Origin of the sequence: Methylobacterium sp. ARG-1 (assembly GCF_001262595.1) — a bacterium.
Classification (GTDB): Bacteria; Pseudomonadota; Alphaproteobacteria; order Rhizobiales; family Beijerinckiaceae; genus Methylobacterium; species Methylobacterium brachiatum.
Map to the genome: position 1 here is coordinate 30,932 of NZ_LHCD01000004.1, position 19,378 is coordinate 50,309.

22 protein-coding genes are annotated in these 19,378 nt (G+C 68.2%); 11 read left to right on the top strand and 11 right to left on the bottom strand.

The genetic code is table 11. The annotated features are described in order from the left end of the window. Window positions 1-75 precede the first annotated feature (75 nt). Window positions 76-387, bottom strand: a complete 312-nt coding sequence (locus AKJ13_RS05970; RefSeq protein ID WP_244471530.1) for a septal ring lytic transglycosylase RlpA family protein — start codon at window positions 385-387, stop codon at window positions 76-78. 610 nt (window positions 388-997) lie between these two features. Between AKJ13_RS05970 and AKJ13_RS05975 the strand changes: the two genes are divergently transcribed. Further along, window positions 998-2,188, top strand: a complete 1,191-nt coding sequence (locus AKJ13_RS05975; protein ID WP_280137102.1) for a site-specific DNA-methyltransferase — start codon at window positions 998-1,000, stop codon at window positions 2,186-2,188. Window positions 2,189-2,326: 138 nt separating this feature from the next. On the opposite strand, the gene mutY is transcribed toward AKJ13_RS05975, so the two are convergent. Next, window positions 2,327-3,667, bottom strand: coding sequence for an A/G-specific adenine glycosylase (gene mutY / locus AKJ13_RS05980; RefSeq protein ID WP_050732538.1), 1,341 nt, complete (start codon window positions 3,665-3,667; stop codon window positions 2,327-2,329). A gap of 131 nt (window positions 3,668-3,798) precedes the next feature. On the opposite strand from mutY, the gene AKJ13_RS05985 reads away from it, so the two are divergent. The 7 genes from AKJ13_RS05985 to AKJ13_RS06015 all read left to right on the top strand — a co-directional run bounded on the left by AKJ13_RS05985 (window position 3,799) and on the right by AKJ13_RS06015 (window position 7,997). Continuing rightward, window positions 3,799-4,281, top strand: coding sequence for a DciA family protein (locus tag AKJ13_RS05985; RefSeq protein WP_050732758.1), 483 nt, complete (start codon window positions 3,799-3,801; stop codon window positions 4,279-4,281). Between the two features lie 114 nt (window positions 4,282-4,395). Then, window positions 4,396-5,040: a DsbA family protein gene (locus tag AKJ13_RS05990; RefSeq protein WP_007566782.1), complete on the top strand. Its 645-nt coding sequence runs from the start codon at window positions 4,396-4,398 to the stop codon at window positions 5,038-5,040. Window positions 5,041-5,228: 188 nt separating this feature from the next. Continuing rightward, on the top strand, window positions 5,229-5,603 hold the full coding sequence (locus tag AKJ13_RS05995; RefSeq protein ID WP_050732539.1) for an AtpZ/AtpI family protein: 375 nt from the start codon (window positions 5,229-5,231) through the stop codon (window positions 5,601-5,603). Window positions 5,604-5,676: 73 nt separating this feature from the next. Further along, a complete protein-coding gene (locus AKJ13_RS06000) occupies window positions 5,677-6,432 on the top strand; it encodes a F0F1 ATP synthase subunit A (protein ID WP_050732540.1) in 756 nt (251 codons plus the stop codon). Window positions 6,433-6,539: 107 nt separating this feature from the next. Beyond that, window positions 6,540-6,767 (top strand): F0F1 ATP synthase subunit C, encoded by a 228-nt coding sequence (locus tag AKJ13_RS06005; RefSeq protein ID WP_007566773.1) that lies wholly within the window; start codon window positions 6,540-6,542, stop codon window positions 6,765-6,767. A gap of 150 nt (window positions 6,768-6,917) precedes the next feature. After that, entirely contained in the window at window positions 6,918-7,496 is a 579-nt protein-coding gene (locus AKJ13_RS06010) for an ATP synthase subunit B (RefSeq protein ID WP_050732541.1), read from the top strand. A gap of 15 nt (window positions 7,497-7,511) precedes the next feature. Beyond that, complete coding sequence (locus tag AKJ13_RS06015) at window positions 7,512-7,997, top strand: ATP F0F1 synthase subunit B (protein WP_193375362.1); 486 nt, start codon at window positions 7,512-7,514, stop codon at window positions 7,995-7,997. A gap of 91 nt (window positions 7,998-8,088) precedes the next feature. On the opposite strand, the gene AKJ13_RS06020 is transcribed toward AKJ13_RS06015, so the two are convergent. Continuing rightward, the gene (locus AKJ13_RS06020; RefSeq protein ID WP_144426194.1) at window positions 8,089-8,418 is read right to left on the bottom strand and encodes a hypothetical protein; all 330 of its coding nucleotides are present in this window, start codon (window positions 8,416-8,418) and stop codon (window positions 8,089-8,091) included. Window positions 8,419-8,435: 17 nt separating this feature from the next. After that, window positions 8,436-10,385, bottom strand: coding sequence for a Hint domain-containing protein (locus AKJ13_RS06025; RefSeq protein ID WP_050732543.1), 1,950 nt, complete (start codon window positions 10,383-10,385; stop codon window positions 8,436-8,438). A 371-nt stretch (window positions 10,386-10,756) separates the two neighbouring features. On the opposite strand from AKJ13_RS06025, the gene AKJ13_RS06030 reads away from it, so the two are divergent. Then, a complete protein-coding gene (locus tag AKJ13_RS06030; RefSeq protein WP_050732544.1) occupies window positions 10,757-12,037 on the top strand; it encodes an NAD(P)/FAD-dependent oxidoreductase in 1,281 nt (426 codons plus the stop codon). 9 nt (window positions 12,038-12,046) lie between these two features. Here AKJ13_RS06030 and AKJ13_RS06035 read toward each other — a convergent pair whose 3' ends face one another. Together AKJ13_RS06035 and AKJ13_RS06040 are read right to left on the bottom strand one after the other, a co-directional pair. Further along, window positions 12,047-12,916: a formate/nitrite transporter family protein gene (locus AKJ13_RS06035; protein ID WP_050732545.1), complete on the bottom strand. Its 870-nt coding sequence runs from the start codon at window positions 12,914-12,916 to the stop codon at window positions 12,047-12,049. A gap of 41 nt (window positions 12,917-12,957) precedes the next feature. Continuing rightward, on the bottom strand, window positions 12,958-13,698 hold the full coding sequence (locus tag AKJ13_RS06040; RefSeq protein ID WP_050732546.1) for a molybdopterin-binding protein: 741 nt from the start codon (window positions 13,696-13,698) through the stop codon (window positions 12,958-12,960). Window positions 13,699-13,858: 160 nt separating this feature from the next. Between AKJ13_RS06040 and sfsA the strand changes: the two genes are divergently transcribed. Beyond that, window positions 13,859-14,572, top strand: coding sequence for a DNA/RNA nuclease SfsA (sfsA, locus tag AKJ13_RS06045; RefSeq protein WP_050732547.1), 714 nt, complete (start codon window positions 13,859-13,861; stop codon window positions 14,570-14,572). Here the strand turns inward: sfsA and AKJ13_RS06050 are convergent. Then, the gene (locus tag AKJ13_RS06050; RefSeq protein ID WP_050732548.1) at window positions 14,559-15,404 is read right to left on the bottom strand and encodes an FkbM family methyltransferase; all 846 of its coding nucleotides are present in this window, start codon (window positions 15,402-15,404) and stop codon (window positions 14,559-14,561) included. The two genes, sfsA and AKJ13_RS06050, sit on opposite strands and share 14 nt — an antisense overlap. Before the next feature lie 125 nt (window positions 15,405-15,529). Between AKJ13_RS06050 and AKJ13_RS06055 the strand changes: the two genes are divergently transcribed. Beyond that, complete coding sequence (locus tag AKJ13_RS06055) at window positions 15,530-16,294, top strand: alpha/beta fold hydrolase (RefSeq protein WP_050732549.1); 765 nt, start codon at window positions 15,530-15,532, stop codon at window positions 16,292-16,294. 2 nt (window positions 16,295-16,296) lie between these two features. Here the strand turns inward: AKJ13_RS06055 and AKJ13_RS06060 are convergent, their stop codons facing one another. The 4 genes from AKJ13_RS06060 to AKJ13_RS06075 form a co-directional block, all read right to left on the bottom strand. Continuing rightward, the gene (locus AKJ13_RS06060) at window positions 16,297-17,058 is read right to left on the bottom strand and encodes an ABC transporter permease (RefSeq protein ID WP_050732759.1); all 762 of its coding nucleotides are present in this window, start codon (window positions 17,056-17,058) and stop codon (window positions 16,297-16,299) included. Window positions 17,059-17,084: 26 nt separating this feature from the next. Further along, on the bottom strand, window positions 17,085-18,020 hold the full coding sequence (locus tag AKJ13_RS06065; protein WP_050732760.1) for an ABC transporter ATP-binding protein: 936 nt from the start codon (window positions 18,018-18,020) through the stop codon (window positions 17,085-17,087). Between the two features lie 195 nt (window positions 18,021-18,215). After that, window positions 18,216-18,470: a hypothetical protein gene (locus AKJ13_RS06070; RefSeq protein ID WP_050732550.1), complete on the bottom strand. Its 255-nt coding sequence runs from the start codon at window positions 18,468-18,470 to the stop codon at window positions 18,216-18,218. Window positions 18,471-18,818: 348 nt separating this feature from the next. Next, on the bottom strand, window positions 18,819-19,157 hold the full coding sequence (locus AKJ13_RS06075) for a hypothetical protein (RefSeq protein WP_244471526.1): 339 nt from the start codon (window positions 19,155-19,157) through the stop codon (window positions 18,819-18,821). Between the last annotated feature and the right edge of the window lie 221 nt (window positions 19,158-19,378).

Here is a 19,378-nt window from a genome sequence, read left to right on the forward strand (position 1 = left end):
GCGCCGTCAGGGTGCGCGCAGCCGGATGGAATGCCGATTTGCCATCAGCGATCGGGCGCAGGTGGCGCCGGATCCTCAGTTCAGGACTTGAAGCGAGACGTAGCTCGTGCCGCCCATGCCGAGCGCGCGGGCCGAGCCCTTCGAGAGATCGATGATGCGGCCACGCACGAAGGGGCCGCGGTCGTTGATCCGCACCACAACCGAGCGACCGGTCCGGCGGTTCTCGACGCGGACCCGGGTTCCGAACGGCAGGCTGCGATGGGCAGCGGTCAGTCCGTTGGGGTTGAAACGCTCGCCGTTCGCGGTGCGAGAGCCGCTCCCGTACCAGGAGGCCGCGCCGCTCTGGGCGGCAGCCGGGAGGGTCGTTCCGACGAAGGCTGAGAGCATTCCAACGGTGGCCACGAACTTACCGAAACCAGATGTCATTCTTCCCGCATTCCCTTGTTGTTTCCGGGGCGGCGCCAGTCGTTCGAGAAACGGGCCGGAATATGGCGGGGTTTTCGGGTCGGTTGACGTCACATTTTAGCCGGGTTCTACCTGGTCATGTGGATTACAGTGCGTTCTATTTCAGTTTATTTCTGATTTTGTTACGATTTGTAAGACCGACAGTCCCTTCAGGTAATCGTCACGTCACACAACTGTCCTATGCGCCGATCCTCTGATCTGCCTAAATTCCTAAGCCCTGCGTTGAGTGTGACCCTGCGTCCCACTGAGCTGGATGCCGGCTCCGACGAAGCCCGAAATCAGTCGTGCCGACACGGACCACAGGAATGGCGGCTCTTGCACGGCGCGCGGTCCGATCAGCCGCGCCGCGGCAGAAGACGGACGGGCTCAATGCACCGCACAATACGCGCTTGATCTGTGGAAGGACTGGGCGGGACGCGCTCGGCAAAAACTGCAGCCCCAGAACGGGACGGCGACCGGGCAATTTCGACAACGCGACCTTTACCGTATCCGACGCATGGTCTGCCGGTCAGTCGCGTAACCGGTGTTTGCCATGGCTTCCCCGCGTACCGTGGCTGCCGACGCCGTCGCCCGGAAACAGGTCTCGCGTGCCGGGCGGCCCGCGTCGGCGCCACGGATGGGTCTCGTACCCACCCAGCGTCCCCTCCCCCTCGACCAGGTGCTGGTCGGGGATTGCATCTCGGCCATGAACGCGCTGCCGGCTTCCAGCGTCGACTGCGTCTTCGCCGATCCGCCCTACAACCTGCAGCTCGGCGAAGCCGGCCTGCTGCGTCCGGACCAGAGCCGTGTCGACGCGGTCGACGACGACTGGGACAAGTTTGCGACCTTCGAGGCCTACGACGCCTTCACGCGGGACTGGCTCGCCGCCTGCCGGCGCGTCATGAAGCCGAACGCAACCCTCTGGGTGATCGGGTCGTACCACAATATCTTCCGGGTCGGGAGCGCGTTGCAGGATCTCGGTTACTGGATCCTCAACGACATCGTGTGGCGCAAGGCCAACCCGATGCCGAACTTCCGCGGCAAGCGCTTCACCAACGCCCACGAGACCCTGATCTGGGCCTCGCGCTCGGCGGAGTCGAAGGGCTACACCTTTCATTACGATGCGCTGAAGGGGGGCAACGAAGACCTCCAGATGCGGTCGGACTGGTTCATCCCGCTCTGCACCGGCGAGGAGCGGCTGAAGGATGCGGAGGGCCACAAGGTCCACCCGACCCAGAAGCCCGAGGCGCTGCTCGCCCGCACCCTGATGGCGGCGACCAATCCCGGCGACGTGGTGCTCGACCCGTTCTTCGGCACCGGCACCACCGGCGCGGTCGCCAAGCGCCTCGGCCGACGGTTCATCGGCATCGAGCGCGAGGCCACCTACGCGAAGGCCGCGATGGCGCGGATCGCCGCCGTCCAGCCGCTGTCGAAGGCCGCCCTCATGGTGGCGCCGACCAAGCGGGCCGAGCCGCGGGTGCCGTTCCTCTCGGTGATCGAGGCCGGGCATATCCGCCCCGGCGAGATCGTCACCGACGAGCGCCGCCGGTTCCGCGCCACGGTGCGTCCGGACGGCCAGCTCGACAACGGCCTGGTCATCGGCTCGATCCACAAGATCGGCGCCCTAGTCCAGGGGCTCCCGGCCTGCAACGGCTGGACCTTCTGGCACGTCGAGCGCTCCGGCAAGCCGGTTGTCATCGACAGCTACCGGGCCGGACTGCGCCAGGCGATGGCGAACGGCTGAGCCGTTCTCCGTGTTGGTCATGACACCCCAAAGGGCTGAGCCCTTTGGCGGGTGCAGGGCGGAGCCCTGCAAAGGTCTCGGGGCCTTGCCCCGAACCCCACCAAAGGGCTCGCCCTTTGGGAACCCGGTCCCTCGGAGCTAGCGACGCCGCGCGGCGCCCGGTCGGCGCGGCGTCGGCCGGGCGCGCGCCGGCGCGACGGGCGCCTCAGGCTCGGCGTCCAGGAAATCGTCCATCTCCGGCGGCGGCTCGGGTGCCGGCTTGGGCCGGGGCTTGGGCACCGCGCGCACGCTCGGTCGCGGCTCCGGATCTTCCATCGAGATCGGCGCCTCCATGGCCGCGAGCAGGGGCATCGCCGGCGGCTCCTTCTTCGGGCGACCGCGCGCCTTCTTCTCGGGCTCCGGCTTCGGGTCGAAGGCGTGGGCCAGCACCTTGCGCATCAGGCCGGGCAGCGGCTCGTCGTCCAGCGCGGCGCGCGGGGTAAAGCGCATCCCGGGCGGCGTCGGGGTCGAGAGCGCGACCCGCGCCGAGAACACGGTCAGCTCCAGCGGGAAATGCGTGAAGCCGTGGCGGACGAGGCCCGGCAGGCGCTTCCAGCGGGCGTCGATCGGCGCATCCAGCAAGGCCGCCGCGACGTCGTAATCCGGCTCCCAGGCACTGCCCGGCGGCTCCGCCATGTTCCCCAGCAGCCCCTCCGGCGGGCGAGTCCGCAGCAGGACCGCCTCGTCGCCGCTGCGGATCGCCACGAAGGCCGCCCCGCGGCGCAGCGCCCCCTTGGCGACCTTGATCTTGCGCGGGAACGTGTCCTGCGTCCCGTGCGCCCGCGCCTGGCAAGGCAGCATCCAGGGGCAGAGGGCGCAGGCGGGGCGTTTGGGCGTGCAGATCGTCGCGCCGAGATCCATGAGCGCCTGCGCGAAGTCGCCCGGCCGGTCGTGCGGCACCAGGGCCTGGGTCAGCCGGCGGATCTCCGGGCGGCTGCCGGGCAGCGGCGCCTCCACGGCGAAGACGCGGCTGAGGACCCGCTCGACATTGCCGTCGACCGCGGCTTCCGCTCGCTCGAACGCGATCGCGGCGATCGCCCCGGCCGTGTAGGCGCCGATCCCCGGAAGCTTGCGCAGGCCCTCGGCCGTGTCGGGGAATCGGCCCGCGGCGGAAACGGCCTTGGCGCAAGCATGGAGGTTGCGCGCCCGGGAATAGTAGCCGAGGCCGGCCCAGGCCGACATCACCGCTTCCTCGGGGGCGTTGGCGAGCGCATCGACATCGGGAAAGCGCGTCAGGAAGCGCTCGAAATACGGCCGCACCGCCGCGATCGTGGTCTGCTGCAGCATCACCTCCGAGAGCCAAACCCGGTACGGATCGGGCGTTTCGCCGGCCAGCGCGCGCCAGGGCAGGACCCGCCGGTGCCGGTCGTACCAGGCGAGCAGGTCGTCGGCGCGGGGTCCGGGGGCGGACCCGGGATCCGGGGCTGGGCAGGGCGGCATGGGCGAGGCTGCATACAAGGCGAGGCCGGACGATCATAGGGCCGCGAAACGCCGGGCTCGTGCTCCCTTCGTCAACGAAGCTGCGCTAACCTCCTGCGACTCACGTGAAGGATGGCGAGGCCCGAAGCACCATGGCGCGCGTCAAACCGTTGGCCGAGCTGATCGAGAGCTGCATTGGGCCGGCCTTCGCGGCGCAGGGCTTCGCGTCGACCGACATCCTGGCCGCCTGGCCGGAGATCGTGGGGGAACGGCTGGCGCGCTACTGCCGGCCCTCGAAGCTCGAATGGCCCAAGCGCCGCCGCAAGGATGCCGACGCACCGGAGTCCGGGACGCTCGTGGTCCGGGTCGAGGGCGTCTTCGCGATCGAGCTCCAGCATCTGGCGCCGGTGGTGATCCAGCGCATCAACGCGCATTATGGTTGGGCCTGTGTCTCGCGCATCGTGCTGCAGCAGGACCGGGTCGGCCGCGGCGGCCGGCCGGCGCCGCGCACCGGCATCGACCCGTCCCGGGCCGTCGAGGTCAAGCGCGCGGTGGCGGCGATCGACGATGACGGCTTGCGCGCCGCCCTGGACCGGCTCGGGATCGCGGCGCTGGCGACCCGGCCTGAGCGCTAAACATCAGGTTTCGGTGGCGATTGCGTCGCCTTGCCAGGACAGCCGCGCCCGAGTACCCGAACCGGGACGCCAAGCCTAAGACGCCAAGACCGACGAATTCGGCGGAGCCTGCTCATGACCACGCGACGCGACGCTCTTAAGTTCACCGGCCTCGCGCTCGGCGCCGGCCTTGCCCTCCCCTACCTGGCGCGCTCGGCCTGGGCCCAGAACGCCGACCTGGCGGCCTTGATGCAGCCCGGCCCTCTCGGGGACGTCTGGCTCGGTCCGGCGGACGCCAAGTGCACGATCATCGAATACGCCTCGATGACCTGCTCGCACTGTGCCGCCTTTCACCGGACCACCTGGCCGGTGCTCAAGGAGCGCTACATCGATACCGGCAAGGTGCGCTTCACCCTGCGCGAGTTCCCGCTCGACCCGCTGGCCACCGCCGCCTTCATGCTGGCGCGCTGCCAGGGCGATGCCAAGTATTACCCGATTACCGACCTGCTGTTCGACCAGCAGCCGGCCTGGGCCTTCACGCCGAAGCCGGTCGATGCCCTGGAGCAGATGCTCCGGCAGGCAGGCTACACCAAGGACACGTTCGAGGCCTGCCTGAAGGACCAGAAGGTCTACGGCGCGGTCAACGCCGTGAAGCAGCGCGGGCTGGACGTTCTCAAGGTGGATTCGACGCCGACCTTCTTCATCAACGGCGAGCGCTACACCGGCGAGATGACGATCGACGGCATGGAGAAGGTGATCAAGCCGATCCTGGGCGCCTGATGTGTCTATGGCACGTTGCGCGAAGCACCGCTGCCACGCCGGCCCGAAAACCGGAAAAGCAGATCGAAATCAACGACTTGCTGTGTATCGGCATCGCCTTGACACCCAAGATAGGCGAAACTATGGTGCGCCCGCTTGATGGGGGCGTCCAGCCGGTTTCAGATCCTCCCGCCCTGTGAGTTTCAGCCGTGAACGGCGACGATTCCAGGGACGGGAACGGGACCGAGGGAACGCCGACGGACAGCGAACTCTCGGCGAGGCTCAGACGTCTCGAGACGCAGATCGAACGGAAGCGTCCGCAAGCCGCTCCCGATCCTTCCATGCGGCCTCGGGGTACCGGGCCCTCCTCGCTTGGCCAGGCCATGACGATCTCCACGGAGTTCGTCGCGGGCGTGATCGCGGGGGGCATACTCGGCTGGATCGTCGATCATGTCTTCGGGACGAAACCCTGGGGCCTGATCGTCCTCCTGATGCTGGGGTTCGTGGCGGGGATCTACAACGTGATGCGGGTGTCAGGTTTTGCCGGCACGCGTCCCGGACGAGGCGACGGGCAAGAGCCATAAGGCACGCCGGTCGATAGAGGTTTGAGGCGATCGACGCTGTCGATGCGCCGGATCAAGAGGGGCGGAAGCGGGAATGGCGGTCACGATCGACCCGATCCATCAGTTCGAGCTGAAGCCGCTCGTATCGCTGGGCCATATCGGCCATCAGCAACTCGCCTTCACACAATCCGCTCTGTACATGTTCGCCGCCGTCGGGGTGATCGCGCTGATCACCGTGGTGGCGACGGCCTCGCGCTCGGTTGTGCCGGGGCGGATGCAGTCTCTGGCCGAGATATTCTACGAATTCATCGCGGATACGCTGCACCAGGCCACCGGCGACGGCGGCAAGCGGTTCATGCCGCTGGTCTTCTCGCTGTTCATGTTCGTGCTGATCCTGAACCTGTTCGGCATGATCCCCTACGCCTTCGCGGTGACCAGCCACCTGATCATCACCTTCGGCCTGGCCGCCCTGGTGATCTCGGTCGTGGTGATCTACGGCGTCATGAAGCACGGCGCCCACTTCTTCGGCCTGTTCGTGCCGTCGGGCGTGCCGAAGCCGCTTCTGGCCATCCTGGTGCCGATCGAGATCATCTCGTTCATCTCGCGGCCGATCAGCCTGTCGGTGCGTCTGTTCGCCAACGTGCTCGCCGGCCACATCGCGATGAAGATCTTCGCGTTCTTCGTGGTCCAGCTCCTTCTCGCAGGTGCCTGGAGCGTGCTATCGCCGCTTCCGCTGTTCCTGACGATCGCGCTCACCGCTCTCGAGTTCCTCGTTGCGGCGCTTCAGGCCTATGTCTTCGCGACGCTGACGGCGATCTACCTCAACGACGCGCTCCACCCCGGCCACTAGGCTCACGCCCCGGCCGCTCAGCTTCACCCCGGCCTCCCCGTTTGGCCGGCTCCACCCGCCGCGAACGTCACCGCACGTTTCGATCTGAAGAGACCTCAGGAGTTATCATGGATCCCGTCGCTGCGAAGTACATCGGCGCCGGCCTCGCCTGCCTCGGCATGGCGGGTGCGGGCATCGGCCTCGGCAACCTGTTCGGTCAGTTCCTCGCCGGCGCCCTTCGCAACCCCTCCGCGGCCGACGGCCAGCGCGCCACCCTGCTCCTGGGCTTCGCCCTGACCGAGGCGCTGGGCATCTTCTCGCTGCTCATCGCGCTGCTGCTGCTCTTCGCCGTCTGATCGACGCGCTTCGGGGGCCGCGGGCGACGCGGCCTCCACCGGGCTCTCACCGCCCGACCACCAGGTGGGCGCTTCGCGAACGAGGCGTCCACCTTCTTCCGTCACCGCGTCGGCGGTGACCCAAGCGAACGGTGTCAGTGTAGCGGTCTCATGGCGCAGCCGAATCCCCTCACCACGCCGCCCCCGGGCGCCGACACGCAGCTCGTGCCCGGCCATGTCGAGCATGCCGAAGCGCATAGCGGCGCCTTCCCGCCCTTCGAGACCTCCGGGTTCCTGTCGCAGCTGATCTGGCTCGCGCTGGCCTTTGGTCTCCTCTACTACCTGATGGACAAGGTCGCGCTGCCGCGGATCCAGGCGATCCTGCATGCCCGCGCCGAGCGCCTGCGCGCCGATCTCGACCAGGCCCAGGCGATGAAGGCCGAGGCCGACGCCGCCGGCATCGCCTACGAGACCGCCCTGCGCGATGCCCAGGGCAAGGCCCGCGACATCGCCCAGACCACCCGGAACGAGTTGGCCGCCGAGGCCGACGCCAAGCGCAAGGCGCTCGAGACGGAGCTGAACGCGAAGCTCGCCACCGCCGAAGCGACGATCCGCACCCGGACCGAGGCCGCGATGGGCAACGTCCGCAGCATCGCCGGCGAGGCCGCGTCGGCCATCGTCGAGCGCCTGACGGGCCAGGCGCCCGATTCGGCGACGCTCGACCGCGCCCTCGACGCCACCGCACATTAACGGGAACCCACGATGCTGCTCGAAGCCGAATTCTGGGTCGCCGTCGCGTTCTTCATCTTCATGGGTATCGCCTGGAAGGCGGGTGCCTTCTCCGCGATGACCAAAGGCCTCGACGGCCGCGCCAACCGTGTCCGTCACGAACTCGACGAGGCCAAGCGCCTGCGCGAGGAGGCCGCCACCGTGCTGGCCGACTACAAGCGCCGCCGCGCCGAGGCCGAGAAGGAAGCGGAGGCGATCATCGCCAGCGCCCGCGAGGAGGCCAAGCGCGCTGCCGAGGAAGGCCACCGCAAGCTCGACGACTTCCTGGCTCGCCGTACCAAGGCCGCCGAGACCAAGATCGCCCAGGCCGAGGTCCAGGCCGAGGCCCAGGTTCGCGCGGCTGCTGCCGACGCCGCCGTGAAGGTGTCCGAAACGATCCTGCGCGAGCGGCTGCAGGGCGATGCCGCGCAGGGCCTGATCCGCGCCAGCCTCGGCGAGGTCCGGACCCGCCTCCGGTCCTGATCGTCCGGGAGCGGAAACACAGACCAGAAGCCGCCTCCGGGCGGCTTTTTTCATGGGTGCTCCCAGCCGACGAGTGGGACGTCGACGCGGGCTAGGGCGCGGGGACGATTCGGAACGTCGCTGCCAGCACGAAGGGCGATCCGGGCACATGCGCCCCGTCGCCCTCCCGCCGCACGCTGATCGCGTAATCCTGGCGGGGCGACAGCAGGCCGGGCGGAAGGTCCAACGCGAAGCCGCACCGTCCCGTCCCGATGCCCTCGATCGCGAGATCCTCGCGGAACAGGTCGGCCCGGCACCGTCCGAGGACGCGCCGCTCGATCGTGACCAGGACGGTCACCGGAACGTCCGGCGCGTCCATCTCCCAGGCCCAGCCGACGATGCGGCGGTGGCTGAGCACGTCGATACTGCCCCGCAGCGTCACGATGGACCTTTCCGGGATCAGGCGACCTGTGCCGGGCGCCACCCACCCGCGGCATCGAACACCATCGCGCCGATCATCGCGCCGTCCATCGAGCGACGCACCAACACCCTGTGGGGTACCGCCGGTATCAGGTCCCTCTCCAGACCGAGGTCGAATCCGTGCCGCCCCTCCCCGATCGCGGCCGCGCCGAGATCGGGCCGGTCGATCTCGGCAAGCGTCATCGCGACCACGATCCCGTCCACGACGATGTCGAGGCAGACCGGCCCGGTCGGATGTGCTGTATCCTGCGCCCAACCGGCGACGCGCAGGTCGCCGTCCCGGACTTCACACAGGTCGAGGTTGCCGCGAAGCGCCCCGAATCCCGGCGCGTCCACCGACAAGCCGGCACGCAGGTTCAGGCGGCGGTTAAGGGCTTTCAGCGCGGGGCCATGCGCGACACGCTCGGCATAAGGTTTCGGCGCCGAACCCATGTCCGGCCGCGCGTCCGCGCCGTCGAACTGCGCGCGCAGGCCGGCGGCGGCGAGAAAGCTCTCTGCGGGAATGGCCTCGGCCAGCAGCATGTCGTGGGTGTCGAGCTCGACATGCCAATAGGTCAGGTCGATCACCGCCTCGCCGCGGGTGATGGTTCGGCCGTTGACCAGATGGCCCGCGGCGACGAGAAGGCCATCCAGCAGGAGCGCGTGGTCCGGCGACACCCAGAGATCGCGGGCGGGCGCGCCGTCGGCCAGGGCGCCGGCCCTGATCCGAACCGGCCTGTCCGCCGGAGGCGCGGTCAGCCCCGGGTAGCGGCGCGTCCCGATCCACCGGATGGGGCGCCGCTGTCCCGAAGCGGTCACGACCCCCTGGCCGGCCCGAAGATCTTCGACGGCGATCTCGCCGTGTTCGGTGAGGATCCGGGTGCCGGTGCAGTAGCACGGGGCCGGGTTGGCGGAGGGCGACGATCCGGGTGCGGCCGCCGTTCCCGACGGTGCCGCGGTGGCACCCGTTGCGGGCGACGCTGTCGCCGAACCTGTCGCTGGCGATGACGCGGCGGTTCCAGCGGCCGGCGACGAGGCAGCGGCACCCGACACGGATGAAGGCGCGGCCGCACCTCCCCGGACGGGCGATGAAACCGCCCCGGCGGTCAAGGTCGACCGCGCGGCCGCGGCCCCGTAGAGGCCCGGATCGTACCCATCCGGCGAGGAAACTCGGCCCTGTGGCACGGCAACCGCGTTCGCGCTGTTGGAATAGACCCGGATGTAGTCGATGTTCGACGTGATCGGGCTTCCCGTTGCGGTCCCCTCGCTGCGAACGGCGAGGTTGGCCAGCAGATACATCGGGCTGTGCAGGTCCGACGGTGTGGTCTGCGAGCCGGTGAGCTGGCCATCGACGTAGAAGCTGATCTTGTCCGGCTGCCAGTTCATTCCGTAGGTGTGATACCCGGACGGATCGTTCAGCTCGGTGACGACCTGGCGATTGTCCTGCCAGCGGATGCCGTTCTGCGGGTCAGTCGTGTGGATCGTGCTGTACACGCTCCTGTCGCCGTTGCCGTAATGCTCGACGACATCCAGCTCCTGGTGGCCGTTCGTGCTGCTCGATTGCGTGCTCTGCTGGTTCGGCAGCAGCCAGAACGCGTCCCAGGCATTCGGATCGTTCGAGAAGTCCGCGCGGATCTCGAAGTAACCGTATGTCTGCGAGAAATTCCCCTGCGTGGTGATCAGGCCGGATTCCCAACTGCCGGGAACACCCGACGGGGTCCGGTCCGGCACGGCGGTGATCGACAATATGCCGTTCCGGACGCTGAACGGATCGTAGCCCGAGGCGGGATCCACGAAGGAGGACCGCCCGAAGCCGATATCGGCCGTCCCGTCGGCGGTCCGCCACTCGGCACGGGTATCGGCGTAAGTGGTTCCGGCACCGGTCGACGAGATGCTGCGCGTATTGAACTCGTCGTCGAAGGTCAGGCGATAACCGGTGAGATCGACCATTCGAGCCGCCCCTTCTAGGCAGATATTCCGCTAATTACGGCTGAAAGCCGCGTTTAACATCAGTTATCATCAACGATCAAATTGTTAATGGATCGTTACGAAGGGCGGCGGTCGAAGCGCGCAACGCAGGGCGGCGGTCACGGAGGAAGCCCTCGGCGGGCGCGACGACGGTTTGGGCCGGCCTTGGAACGGGGTCGCAGCGCGATGTCCCCGCGATCGGAAAACGATCAATCCAGGGGCGTGTGCGCGCTTCCGCGAATTCAAGACCTTTCACCCGCCCAGTCGCCACGGACCGCCTAACGGACTGGGCGCCACGTCCGAACATCGACGCCTGCGCCGCGTTCACCGGAAACGAATTTCCAGGAGACGGCATGGCGGACAAAGCACGGATCGTGATCATCGGCGGCGGCGTCGCGGGCATCGAGGTCGCCACCAGCCTCGGGCGAGGCGGCAAGGCCGAGGTGGTCCTGGCCGATCGCAGCCTGTCCCATGTCTGGAAGCCGATGCTGCACACCTTCGCGGCGGGAACCGCCCGGCCCGACCGGCAGAAGGTCGACTTCTTCGCGCAGGCGCGGCGCAACGGCTTCCGGTTTCAGCCGGGGACCCTGATCGGGATCGACCGCCCGGCCCGTCATGTCCGCCTCGCGGTCGAGGCGGCGCAGGGGCGGCCGGAGGTCGATCTCGCCTACGATCTCCTGGTCCTCGCCATCGGCAGCCGGGCCAACGATTTCGGGGCCCCCGGGGTGGCCGAGCATTGCCTGACCATCGACGACCTCACCGAGGCTGAGTCGTTCCACCGGCAGCTGCGGCGTCATCTGCTGGCCCGGCTCGATAGCCCCGAGATGCTCGAGATCGCCATCGTCGGCGGGGGCGCGACCGGCGTCGAGCTGGCGGCGGAACTGAAGCACGCCATCAACCTGGCTTCGGATTACGGCTCACCGGACCTGCCGCACAGGCTGCGCCTGACCCTGATCGAGAGCGGGCCGCGCCTGCTGCCGGCCTTCCCGGAGCGGGTATCCCAGGCGGCCGCTCGGACCTTGTCGGATCTCGCCGTCGAGGTCCGGACCGGCGCCATGGTCACCGGCGCGGATGCGTCCGGCTTCACGTTGCAGGACGGCAGCCGCATCGCCGCCGGACTCAAGGTCTGGGCGGCCGGCGTGAAAGCGCCGGACGTGCTCGGCGCGGTCGAGGGCCTGGAGCGCTCGCGGACCGGGCAACTCGTGGTCGGTCCCGACCTGCGCACGACCCGGGATCCCGCGATCGTCGCCCTCGGGGATTGTGCCAGCCAGACCGATCCCAAGACGGGCAAGCCGGTCCCGGCCACGGCCCAGGCGGCCCGGCAGCAGGCGCAGCACCTCGCGTCTCATCTCGGGCGGACGCTGGCCCGGGGGGACACGGTGGCGTCGGAACTGCCGCCGTTCCACTACGTCGAGAAGGGCGCCATCGTCTCCCTGGCCGATTTCAACGGCTGGGGCACGCTGGGGCGCTACACGTTCGGGGGCGGCCGCTTGACCGGCCTCTCGGCGCGGCTCACGCACGATCTGCTGTACCGGCAGCACCAGATCGGCCTGTACGGTCCTTTGCGCGGGACGATGACCTGGATCCTCGACGACCTCGATCACCTGATCAGCCCGCCGGTGAGCCTCGACTAGCGCGCCCGGTCAGTCGGTGCGCTCACCCTCGACCTCTTTGGTCTCCTCGACCTGGGGCGCGACCTGGCCGTAATTCAGGACCGCCACGAGGGTGACGCCGCCGATCGTGTTGCCGAGCAGCGTCGGCAGGAAGAACTTCATCCCGTAATCCTCGAGCGAGGCGGCGCCGGTGATCAGCAGGAAGAAGGCCTCCACCGACCCGGCGACGATATGGGCCAGGCCGCAGAGCGAGACCAGCCAGGTCATCAGCAGGATCACGAAGGGGGCGGCGTTGCCGGTCGCGGGCAGGAACCAGACCATCAGGGCGATCATCCAGCCGGCGAACACCCCTTTTACGAAGGTGGACCAGAACCCGTGCGCGATGGCGTCGTGGCTGATCTCCGCAAAGGCCTTGAGCACCGGCGGCTCGAACGCGCTGGCATGGGCCAGCACCGTGGCGATGGCGAGCGTTCCAAGGATGTTGCCGCACAGGACGATCAGCCAGAGTCGCACGACGCGGAACGCCGTCTTGATCGAGCGGTCATGCAGCAGCGGCAGGATTGGCGTGATCGTGTTCTCGGTAAACAGCTGCTGGCGTCCCAGAACGACCACCAGGAAGCCGATCGAGTAGCCCATCGTGGTGACGACCTTCACCCAATCGGCCTCGGGCAGGTGGCTCTTCAGCACCCCGGGGACGATCAGCGATAGGGCGATGCTGAGGCCCGCCGCGAAGGCCGACAGGAACAGCGCCAGCCCGTGGCGCCGCAACTCCTCGTCGCCTTCGAGCCGGATCACCTCGTGCAGGACGTAGGCGTCCGGCCGTCCGATCTCGGAGACTTCCTTGAGCAGCTCGTCGCGGCGGGCCTCCTTGTCGGCCCGTTCGTTCTGGTCCCGAATCATTCTTTCAGCTCCGCGACGCAACCCAACCGGAGGCCGGGATTTCAGGCCGACAGCTTTGCCAACAACGCCTCGACGGCCTGGCGCGCCTCCGCGAGGGCCTGTGCATCCCGGCTGCGCACGACGATCCGGTTGCGAAACCCGTCCGGCGTCATCGCCGGATAGGAGCCGATCGACACGGCCGGCCGGGCCTTGGCAATCTCGCCGAGATCGCCGGCGTAGTCCCCCTCGGGTAGCCCGCCCGCCTCGATGGTCTCGGACATCATCGCGGCGCCGCCCTTCAGGGTCGGCGCGATGGCATCCAGCATGGCCTGCATCACGCTCGGCACCCCGGCCATGACATGAACGTTGCCGATGCGGAAGCCCGGCGCCTTCGAGACCGCGTTGGGGATCAGGTCGGCTCCGAACGGGATCCGCGCCATGCGCAAGCGGGCCGCGTTCAGGTCTTCGGGCTTGTGGCGCTCCAGCAGCATCGCCCGCGCCCGCTCGTCGATGTCGATGCCGACCCCGAAGGCCTCGGCCACGCAATCGGCGGTGATGTCGTCATGAGTCGGGCCGATCCCGCCTGTGGTGAACAGGTAGGTGTAGCGCGCCCGCAGAGCGTTCACCGCCTCGATGATCATGGCGGCCTCGTCCGGCACGACCCGCACCTCGCGCAGGTCGATCCCGGCGGCGGTGAGGAAGTCGGCGATGGTGCCGATATTCTTGTCCTTGGTGCGCCCCGACAGGATCTCGTCGCCGATGACGAGGATCGCGGCGGTTATCGAATCGGAAGACTGGTCCATGGGACTCTATGGTCGGAGGGAAGGTCGGGGCCGGATCGCGATCCGGCCGATCAATCCTGCGCGCATCGGTCTCGCCGCTCCAGCGGTGACACCTGCGACGGCGGATGGTCAGCAGATAGCGCGGCCGCCGGCCCGGACCACACGAACCCGGAGATATTAGATGCTCTTCGCCGCGCCGCTCATGCCGGGACGGCTCGTGCAGCGCTACAAGCGCTTCCTGGCCGATATCGAGACCGGCGACGGCCTCGTCACGGCCCATTGCCCCAATCCCGGCGCCATGCTCGGCCTCAACCTGCCGGGCCGGCCGGTGCTGCTGTCGCGCTCGACGAACCCGACCCGGAAGCTGCCTCTGACCTGGGAGCTGGTGGAAGCCGACCTGCCGGGCGGTCCGCAATGGGTCGGCATCAACACCCTGCGCCCGAACGCGCTCGTGGCCGAGGCGTTTCGCGCCGGCGTGATCGGTGCGCTCGCCGGCCACGACGTCTTCCGGCCGGAGGTCCGCTACGCGCAGGCCAGCCGGGTCGATTTCCTCGCGAGCGGCGCAGCGGCCGGGCCGTGCCATGTCGAGGTGAAGAACTGCCACATGATGCGTCGCCCCGGCCTCGCGGAATTCCCGGACTGCGTCGCCGCCCGCAGCGCCCGGCACATGCGGGACCTCGCCCAGGTGGTCGCAGATGGCGGCCGGGCGCTGGTGATCATCGTGGTGCAGATGCACGCGGAGGCGTTCGACGTCGCCCGGGACATCGACCCGGCCTTCGACCGGGCGTTCCGGGAGGCACGCGCGGCAGGCGTGGCGGTGCGCGCCTATCGCTGCGCCGTCAGCCCGGCGGGCGTCGCCCTGACCGACGAGATCCCGGTGATCACGCCGCCCTGACCGGGGCCCGGCGCTCGAACATCAGGTTCAGCCGCGAGCGTGAGATCTCGCGGTAGCCGAACCCTTCCAGGTGTCTGGGCAGGTCGAGTTGCCACTGGCCGGTGCCGTTCTCGATCAACAGGATGCGCGGGAGCAGCGCTTCCGGCGCCTCGCGCAGGAACGGCTCGAGGATCAGGTCCTCGGCGCCTTCCACGTCGAGCTTGATGGCATCGACGCGGGTCAGGCCCTCGGCCCGCAGCAATCCGATGAGCGTCACGGCTGGCACGGTGATCCGTGCGCCCTCGTTGGTGCCCACGATCCGCAGGCTCGATTCCCCGCGGTTGCGGGGGTCGATGAACAGGGTCAGCTCGCCGGATTTGTCGGCCACCGCGCAGGCCACCGCCTTGACGGTGTGGAACGGGTTCTGGGCGATGTTGTAGGTCAGGCGGGCGAACACGTCGGGCTGCGGCTCGACCGCGACGATCCGGGCGGCCGGTCCCGAAAACGCCGCCACGCACAGGGCATAGGCGCCGATATTGGCGCCGATATCGAGGAACACGCAATCCTGCGGCAGGCGCTCCTGCAGCATGGCCCGCTCCTGCGGGTCGAAGAATTGCGGCGTGAACAGCACCTTCTTCTCGCAGTTGTTGTTGTAGGGGTGCAGCCGCATCCGCGCCCCGTATCGGGTCACGTCGAGGGGCTTTCCGCCCAGCCGGGAGATCGCGATCCGGCGCAGGAACAGCGCCAGGCGCCGCCCATACCAGGATTCGGCCGGGATCCGGTTCGTCCGCCGGGTGATCGCCGCGACGAGGCCGGCCGGTTCGTAGGTGCCGTAGGGTTTGGTATCGGTCATAACCGGGGCGGTGTGCCAGCCGGCGCCCTGCCCCGCAAGCGGATCGATCCGCGTTGCCCCCGCGCGGCCGGGTGGTCTAAGCGTCGGGTCTCGTCAAAGCACCGACACGGCACGGGTTGCGCGGCATGGACTTCTTCGATTCGGACGGCGTGCGGATCGCCTATATCGACGTCCCTCCGGCGGAAGGGGCCGGTACGCCGGTCCTGCTGATCCACGGTTTCGCCTCGAACCACGCGGTCAACTGGGTCAACACCCAGTGGGTTCGCGCCCTGACCCAGGCCGGCTACCGGGCGATCGCGCTGGACAATCGCGGCCATGGGGAGAGCGAGAAGCTGTACGATCCGGCGGCCTACAGCTCCGAGGCCATGGCCGGGGACGCGGTGCGGCTGCTCGACCATCTCGGGATCCAGCGCGCCCACGTGATGGGCTACTCGATGGGGGGCCGGATCACCGCGCATGTCGCTTTGGACCATGCCGACCGGGTCCGTTCCGCCCTGATCGGCGGCCTCGGCATGCATCTCGTGGAGGGCAAGGGTCTGCCGTCCGGGATCGCCGAGGCCCTCGAAGCGCCCGTGGGCACGCCCGCTCCGAACCCGACCGCCGCGGCGTTCCGGACCTTCGCCGAGCAGACGCGCAGCGACCTGCGGGCGCTGGCCGCCTGCATGCGCGGCTCGCGCCAGACCCTAAGCCGGGCGGAGCTCGCCCAGATCGAGGTGCCGGTGCTGGTCTCGGTGGGCACCCTCGACACGGTCGCGGGCTCCGGCCCAGCGCTGGCCGCCCTGATCCCGGACGCGCGCGCCCTGGACATCGACGGCAAGGACCATTCCACCGCGGTCGGCGCCAAGCCGCACCGGGACGGCGTCTTGGCGTTCCTCGCCGCGCAGCCCTGACGTCAGCTCTTCAGGCGGTAGCCGGTCCGGAAGATGTATGTGACGAGGCCAAGGCAGATCACCAGGAACAGCGCGGTCATCCCGAGGCTGATCGCGATGCTGACATCGGCCTTGCCGAAGAACGCCCAGCGGAACGCGCTGATCAGATAGACGACCGGGTTGACCAGGCTCACCGCGTGCCAGAACGGCGGCAGCATGCTGATCGCGTAGAAGCTGCCGCCCAGGAAGGTCAGCGGCGTCACGACGAGGAGCGGCACCAGCTGGAGCTTCTCGAACCCATCCGCCCAGAGCCCGATCACGAAGCCGAACAGGCTGAACGTGACCGCGGTCAAGAGCAGGATGCCGATCATCCAGATCGGGTGATCGATCCGCAACGGCACGAACAGCGCCGAGGTCGCCAGGATGATCAGGCCGATCAGGATCGACTTGGAGGCCGCCGCGCCGACGAATCCCAGCACCACCTCCAGGGGCGAGATCGGGGCCGACAGGATCTCGTAGATCGTGCCGGCGAAGCGCGGAAAGTAGATGCCGAACGAGGCGTTCGAGATGCTCTGTGTCAGCAACGAGAGCATGATCAGCCCGGGCACGATGAACAGCCCGTAGGGTACGTCGTCCACCGCCGAGACCCGCGAGCCGATCGCGGCCCCGAACACCACGAAATACAGGGTCGTCGAGATCACCGGGGCAAGGATGCTTTGCCCGGCGGTGCGCCAGAAGCGGCCCATCTCGAACCGGTAGATTGCCCGGACGGCCGGCCAGTTCATATTCATCGTCGCGCTCGTGCCGGTTGTCATGCCCGCGCCTCGCCCTCGCGTACGAGGCCGACGAAGATGTCCTCGAGGGAGGACTGTTCCGTATGGAGATCGTTGAACCGGATGCCGGCGGCCGCCAGGCCGGTGAGCAACCCGGTGATGCCGGTCCGCTCGGCGCGCGTGTCGTAGGTGTAGACCAGCTCACGGCCGTCGCCGGCCAGCACCAGCCCGTAATCCGAGAGCTCCGGCGGAACCTCGGTGATCGGCGCCTGGAGCTGAAGCGTCAGCTGCTTGCGCCCGAGCTTGCGCATCAGCGCCGCCTTCTCCTCGACCAGAATGATTTGGCCCCGCCGGATGACGCCGATGCGGTCGGCCATCTCCTCGGCTTCCTCGATGTAATGGGTCGTCAGGATCACCGTGACGCCCTGCTGGCGCAGATCGCGCACCAGCCCCCACATGTCCTGGCGCAGCTCCACGTCGACGCCGGCCGTGGGCTCGTCGAGGAACAGCACTCGAGGCTCGTGCGACAGCGCCTTGGCGATCAGAACCCGGCGCTTCATCCCTCCGGACAGGGTCATGAGGCGGCTGTCACGCTTGTCCCAGAGGGACAGGGCCCGCAGGATCTTCTCGATATGGCCCGGATCCGGCTGCAGCCCGAACAGGCCGCGTGAGAAGCTCACCGTGTTCAACACCGTCTCGAAGGCGTCGGTGGTCAGCTCCTGGGGCACCAGGCCGATGGCTCGGCGCGCGGCGCGGTAATCCGCGGCGATGTCGTGGCCATCGACCATCACCGTCCCGGAGCTCGGTGTGACGATACCGCAGACGATGTTGATCAGCGTCGACTTGCCGGCCCCGTTCGGGCCCAGCAACGCGAAGATCTCGCCGCGCTCAATCGCGAGGTCGATGTTGCTCAGCGCAGTGAAGCCCGACTTGTAGGTCTTCGACAGCTTCGAAACGGAGATTATCGGCATCAGGGCCTGAATCGAACGCGGGGCATCGTGCGCCGGCGACGATCGTCCCGGCTTCGGGGATGCCGAGGACATCGCGACGTTCCACACAACCCGCCGATCGGCGGGCCGCTCTCGGAAGCGGCCGCCCCTATAGCACGCGACGGGCGCGGCTCTCAGCGGGCCGATGTGTGCCGGCGCACAGCGGGAGGGCCCGCACGGCTACGCGTCCGCGCGGTCCTCGACCATCGCCAGGCATTCCCGACGGGCATCCGGGTCGCGGATGCGTGTGAAGGCCGCCAGCATCGTCGCGCATTCGGACGCAGTCGGACCCTTGTCCGGCGAAGAGGCGGCATGGCCGCGCCGAAAGACCGCGACGGGCAGATTGAGCATGCCGGCAATCCGGCCGAGAAGCCGCTCTTCCTCGTCGAAACGAGGCGCGGCATCGGCCGATCCGAAGCGTACTGCGTCGCTCATCCTGCCTTCCAGCCCCCATAGAAGCCGAGCATGGGAGCATGCACCCCACTGGGCCGGCACGACTCAGGTCGACATCCGGCGCGACCATTCATGACTTCTGGCGGCGCTGCAATCCACCGTTACGTTTCTCGGTAGTTTACTGAGGACGAAACGAATTCTGAATTTCAAATCTTATCGTGCGTCGCCATGCGAAATCTGATGTTTTCGATCGAGAGACTGGTCTCTGGCGCATGGTCGATCGACGCAGCTATAATCGCCCGTCGCGTCAATTGGTCCAACGCCCCCTGAGAAGCGGTCAGGAAGAAAACGCTCGGGCGGCTGGAATGGTCGGGACGATCCAAAACCGCCTCAGCCGCCGCTCCGCAGGGCGATCAGGGTCGCGAGACCGATCAGCGCGGCGAGACCGAGCAGTCGCCGCCACGGATTGACGCCACGGACAAGCTCATCGATCGCCCACCAGCCGAGCGCGACGTCGGCGGCAAGGCTCAGCCACGTGGCGGCGGGTTCGGCGCCGCGGGCGAGCCAGGCGGCGAGCATGAGGCCGAAAAACAGCCAGAGCGGCAGGTTGGGCCACTGCGCCACGGTGATGGCGCCCGTCCGCCGATCCCGGAAAAGCCAGTCGCGCGCCCGCAGGACGGGGCTGGCCGATGGCTGCGTCATAGGCCTGCGCCCTTCCTGTTGCTGCATGACCGTGCGGCCCCACACCGCGACCCCGCTGAGCCGAAGTTAAGACGGATCCAGCACGACGCGCCGATCTTAACCGGTCATCAACGTTACCGAATGGAAGGCGCGGACCAATGCCTAACAGTTCCTGAAACGACTCGCGAAAAAGCGCTTCATCGGACGATAATTCAACACCCGGACAGCAACCCACGCCCTTAGAGGTCAGGATCAATCGTGAGCGCCCG

Bases quoted from the DNA above. Each gene is read 5' to 3' on its own strand.
- AKJ13_RS06060 (WP_050732759.1), bottom strand. From the start codon at position 17,058: ATGAACTGGCCGGCCGTCCGGGCAATCTACCGGTTCGAGATGGGCCGC.
- AKJ13_RS06030 (WP_050732544.1), top strand. From the start codon at position 10,757: ATGGCGGACAAAGCACGGATCGTGATCATCGGCGGCGGCGTCGCGGGC.
- AKJ13_RS06000 (WP_050732540.1), top strand. From the start codon at position 5,677: ATGGCGGTCACGATCGACCCGATCCATCAGTTCGAGCTGAAGCCGCTC.
- AKJ13_RS05975 (WP_280137102.1), top strand. From the start codon at position 998: ATGGCTTCCCCGCGTACCGTGGCTGCCGACGCCGTCGCCCGGAAACAG.
- AKJ13_RS06040 (WP_050732546.1), bottom strand. From the start codon at position 13,698: ATGGACCAGTCTTCCGATTCGATAACCGCCGCGATCCTCGTCATCGGC.
- AKJ13_RS05985 (WP_050732758.1), top strand. From the start codon at position 3,799: ATGGCGCGCGTCAAACCGTTGGCCGAGCTGATCGAGAGCTGCATTGGG.
- AKJ13_RS06075 (WP_244471526.1), bottom strand. From the start codon at position 19,157: ATGCAGCAACAGGAAGGGCGCAGGCCTATGACGCAGCCATCGGCCAGC.
- AKJ13_RS06055 (WP_050732549.1), top strand. From the start codon at position 15,530: ATGGACTTCTTCGATTCGGACGGCGTGCGGATCGCCTATATCGACGTC.
- AKJ13_RS06050 (WP_050732548.1), bottom strand. From the start codon at position 15,404: ATGACCGATACCAAACCCTACGGCACCTACGAACCGGCCGGCCTCGTC.
- AKJ13_RS06005 (WP_007566773.1), top strand. From the start codon at position 6,540: ATGGATCCCGTCGCTGCGAAGTACATCGGCGCCGGCCTCGCCTGCCTC.
- AKJ13_RS06010 (WP_050732541.1), top strand. From the start codon at position 6,918: ATGGCGCAGCCGAATCCCCTCACCACGCCGCCCCCGGGCGCCGACACG.
- AKJ13_RS05970 (WP_244471530.1), bottom strand. From the start codon at position 387: ATGCTCTCAGCCTTCGTCGGAACGACCCTCCCGGCTGCCGCCCAGAGC.
- sfsA (WP_050732547.1), top strand. From the start codon at position 13,859: ATGCTCTTCGCCGCGCCGCTCATGCCGGGACGGCTCGTGCAGCGCTAC.
- AKJ13_RS06035 (WP_050732545.1), bottom strand. From the start codon at position 12,916: ATGATTCGGGACCAGAACGAACGGGCCGACAAGGAGGCCCGCCGCGAC.
- AKJ13_RS06070 (WP_050732550.1), bottom strand. From the start codon at position 18,470: ATGAGCGACGCAGTACGCTTCGGATCGGCCGATGCCGCGCCTCGTTTC.
- AKJ13_RS06025 (WP_050732543.1), bottom strand. From the start codon at position 10,385: ATGGTCGATCTCACCGGTTATCGCCTGACCTTCGACGACGAGTTCAAT.
- mutY (WP_050732538.1), bottom strand. From the start codon at position 3,667: ATGCCGCCCTGCCCAGCCCCGGATCCCGGGTCCGCCCCCGGACCCCGC.
- AKJ13_RS05990 (WP_007566782.1), top strand. From the start codon at position 4,396: ATGACCACGCGACGCGACGCTCTTAAGTTCACCGGCCTCGCGCTCGGC.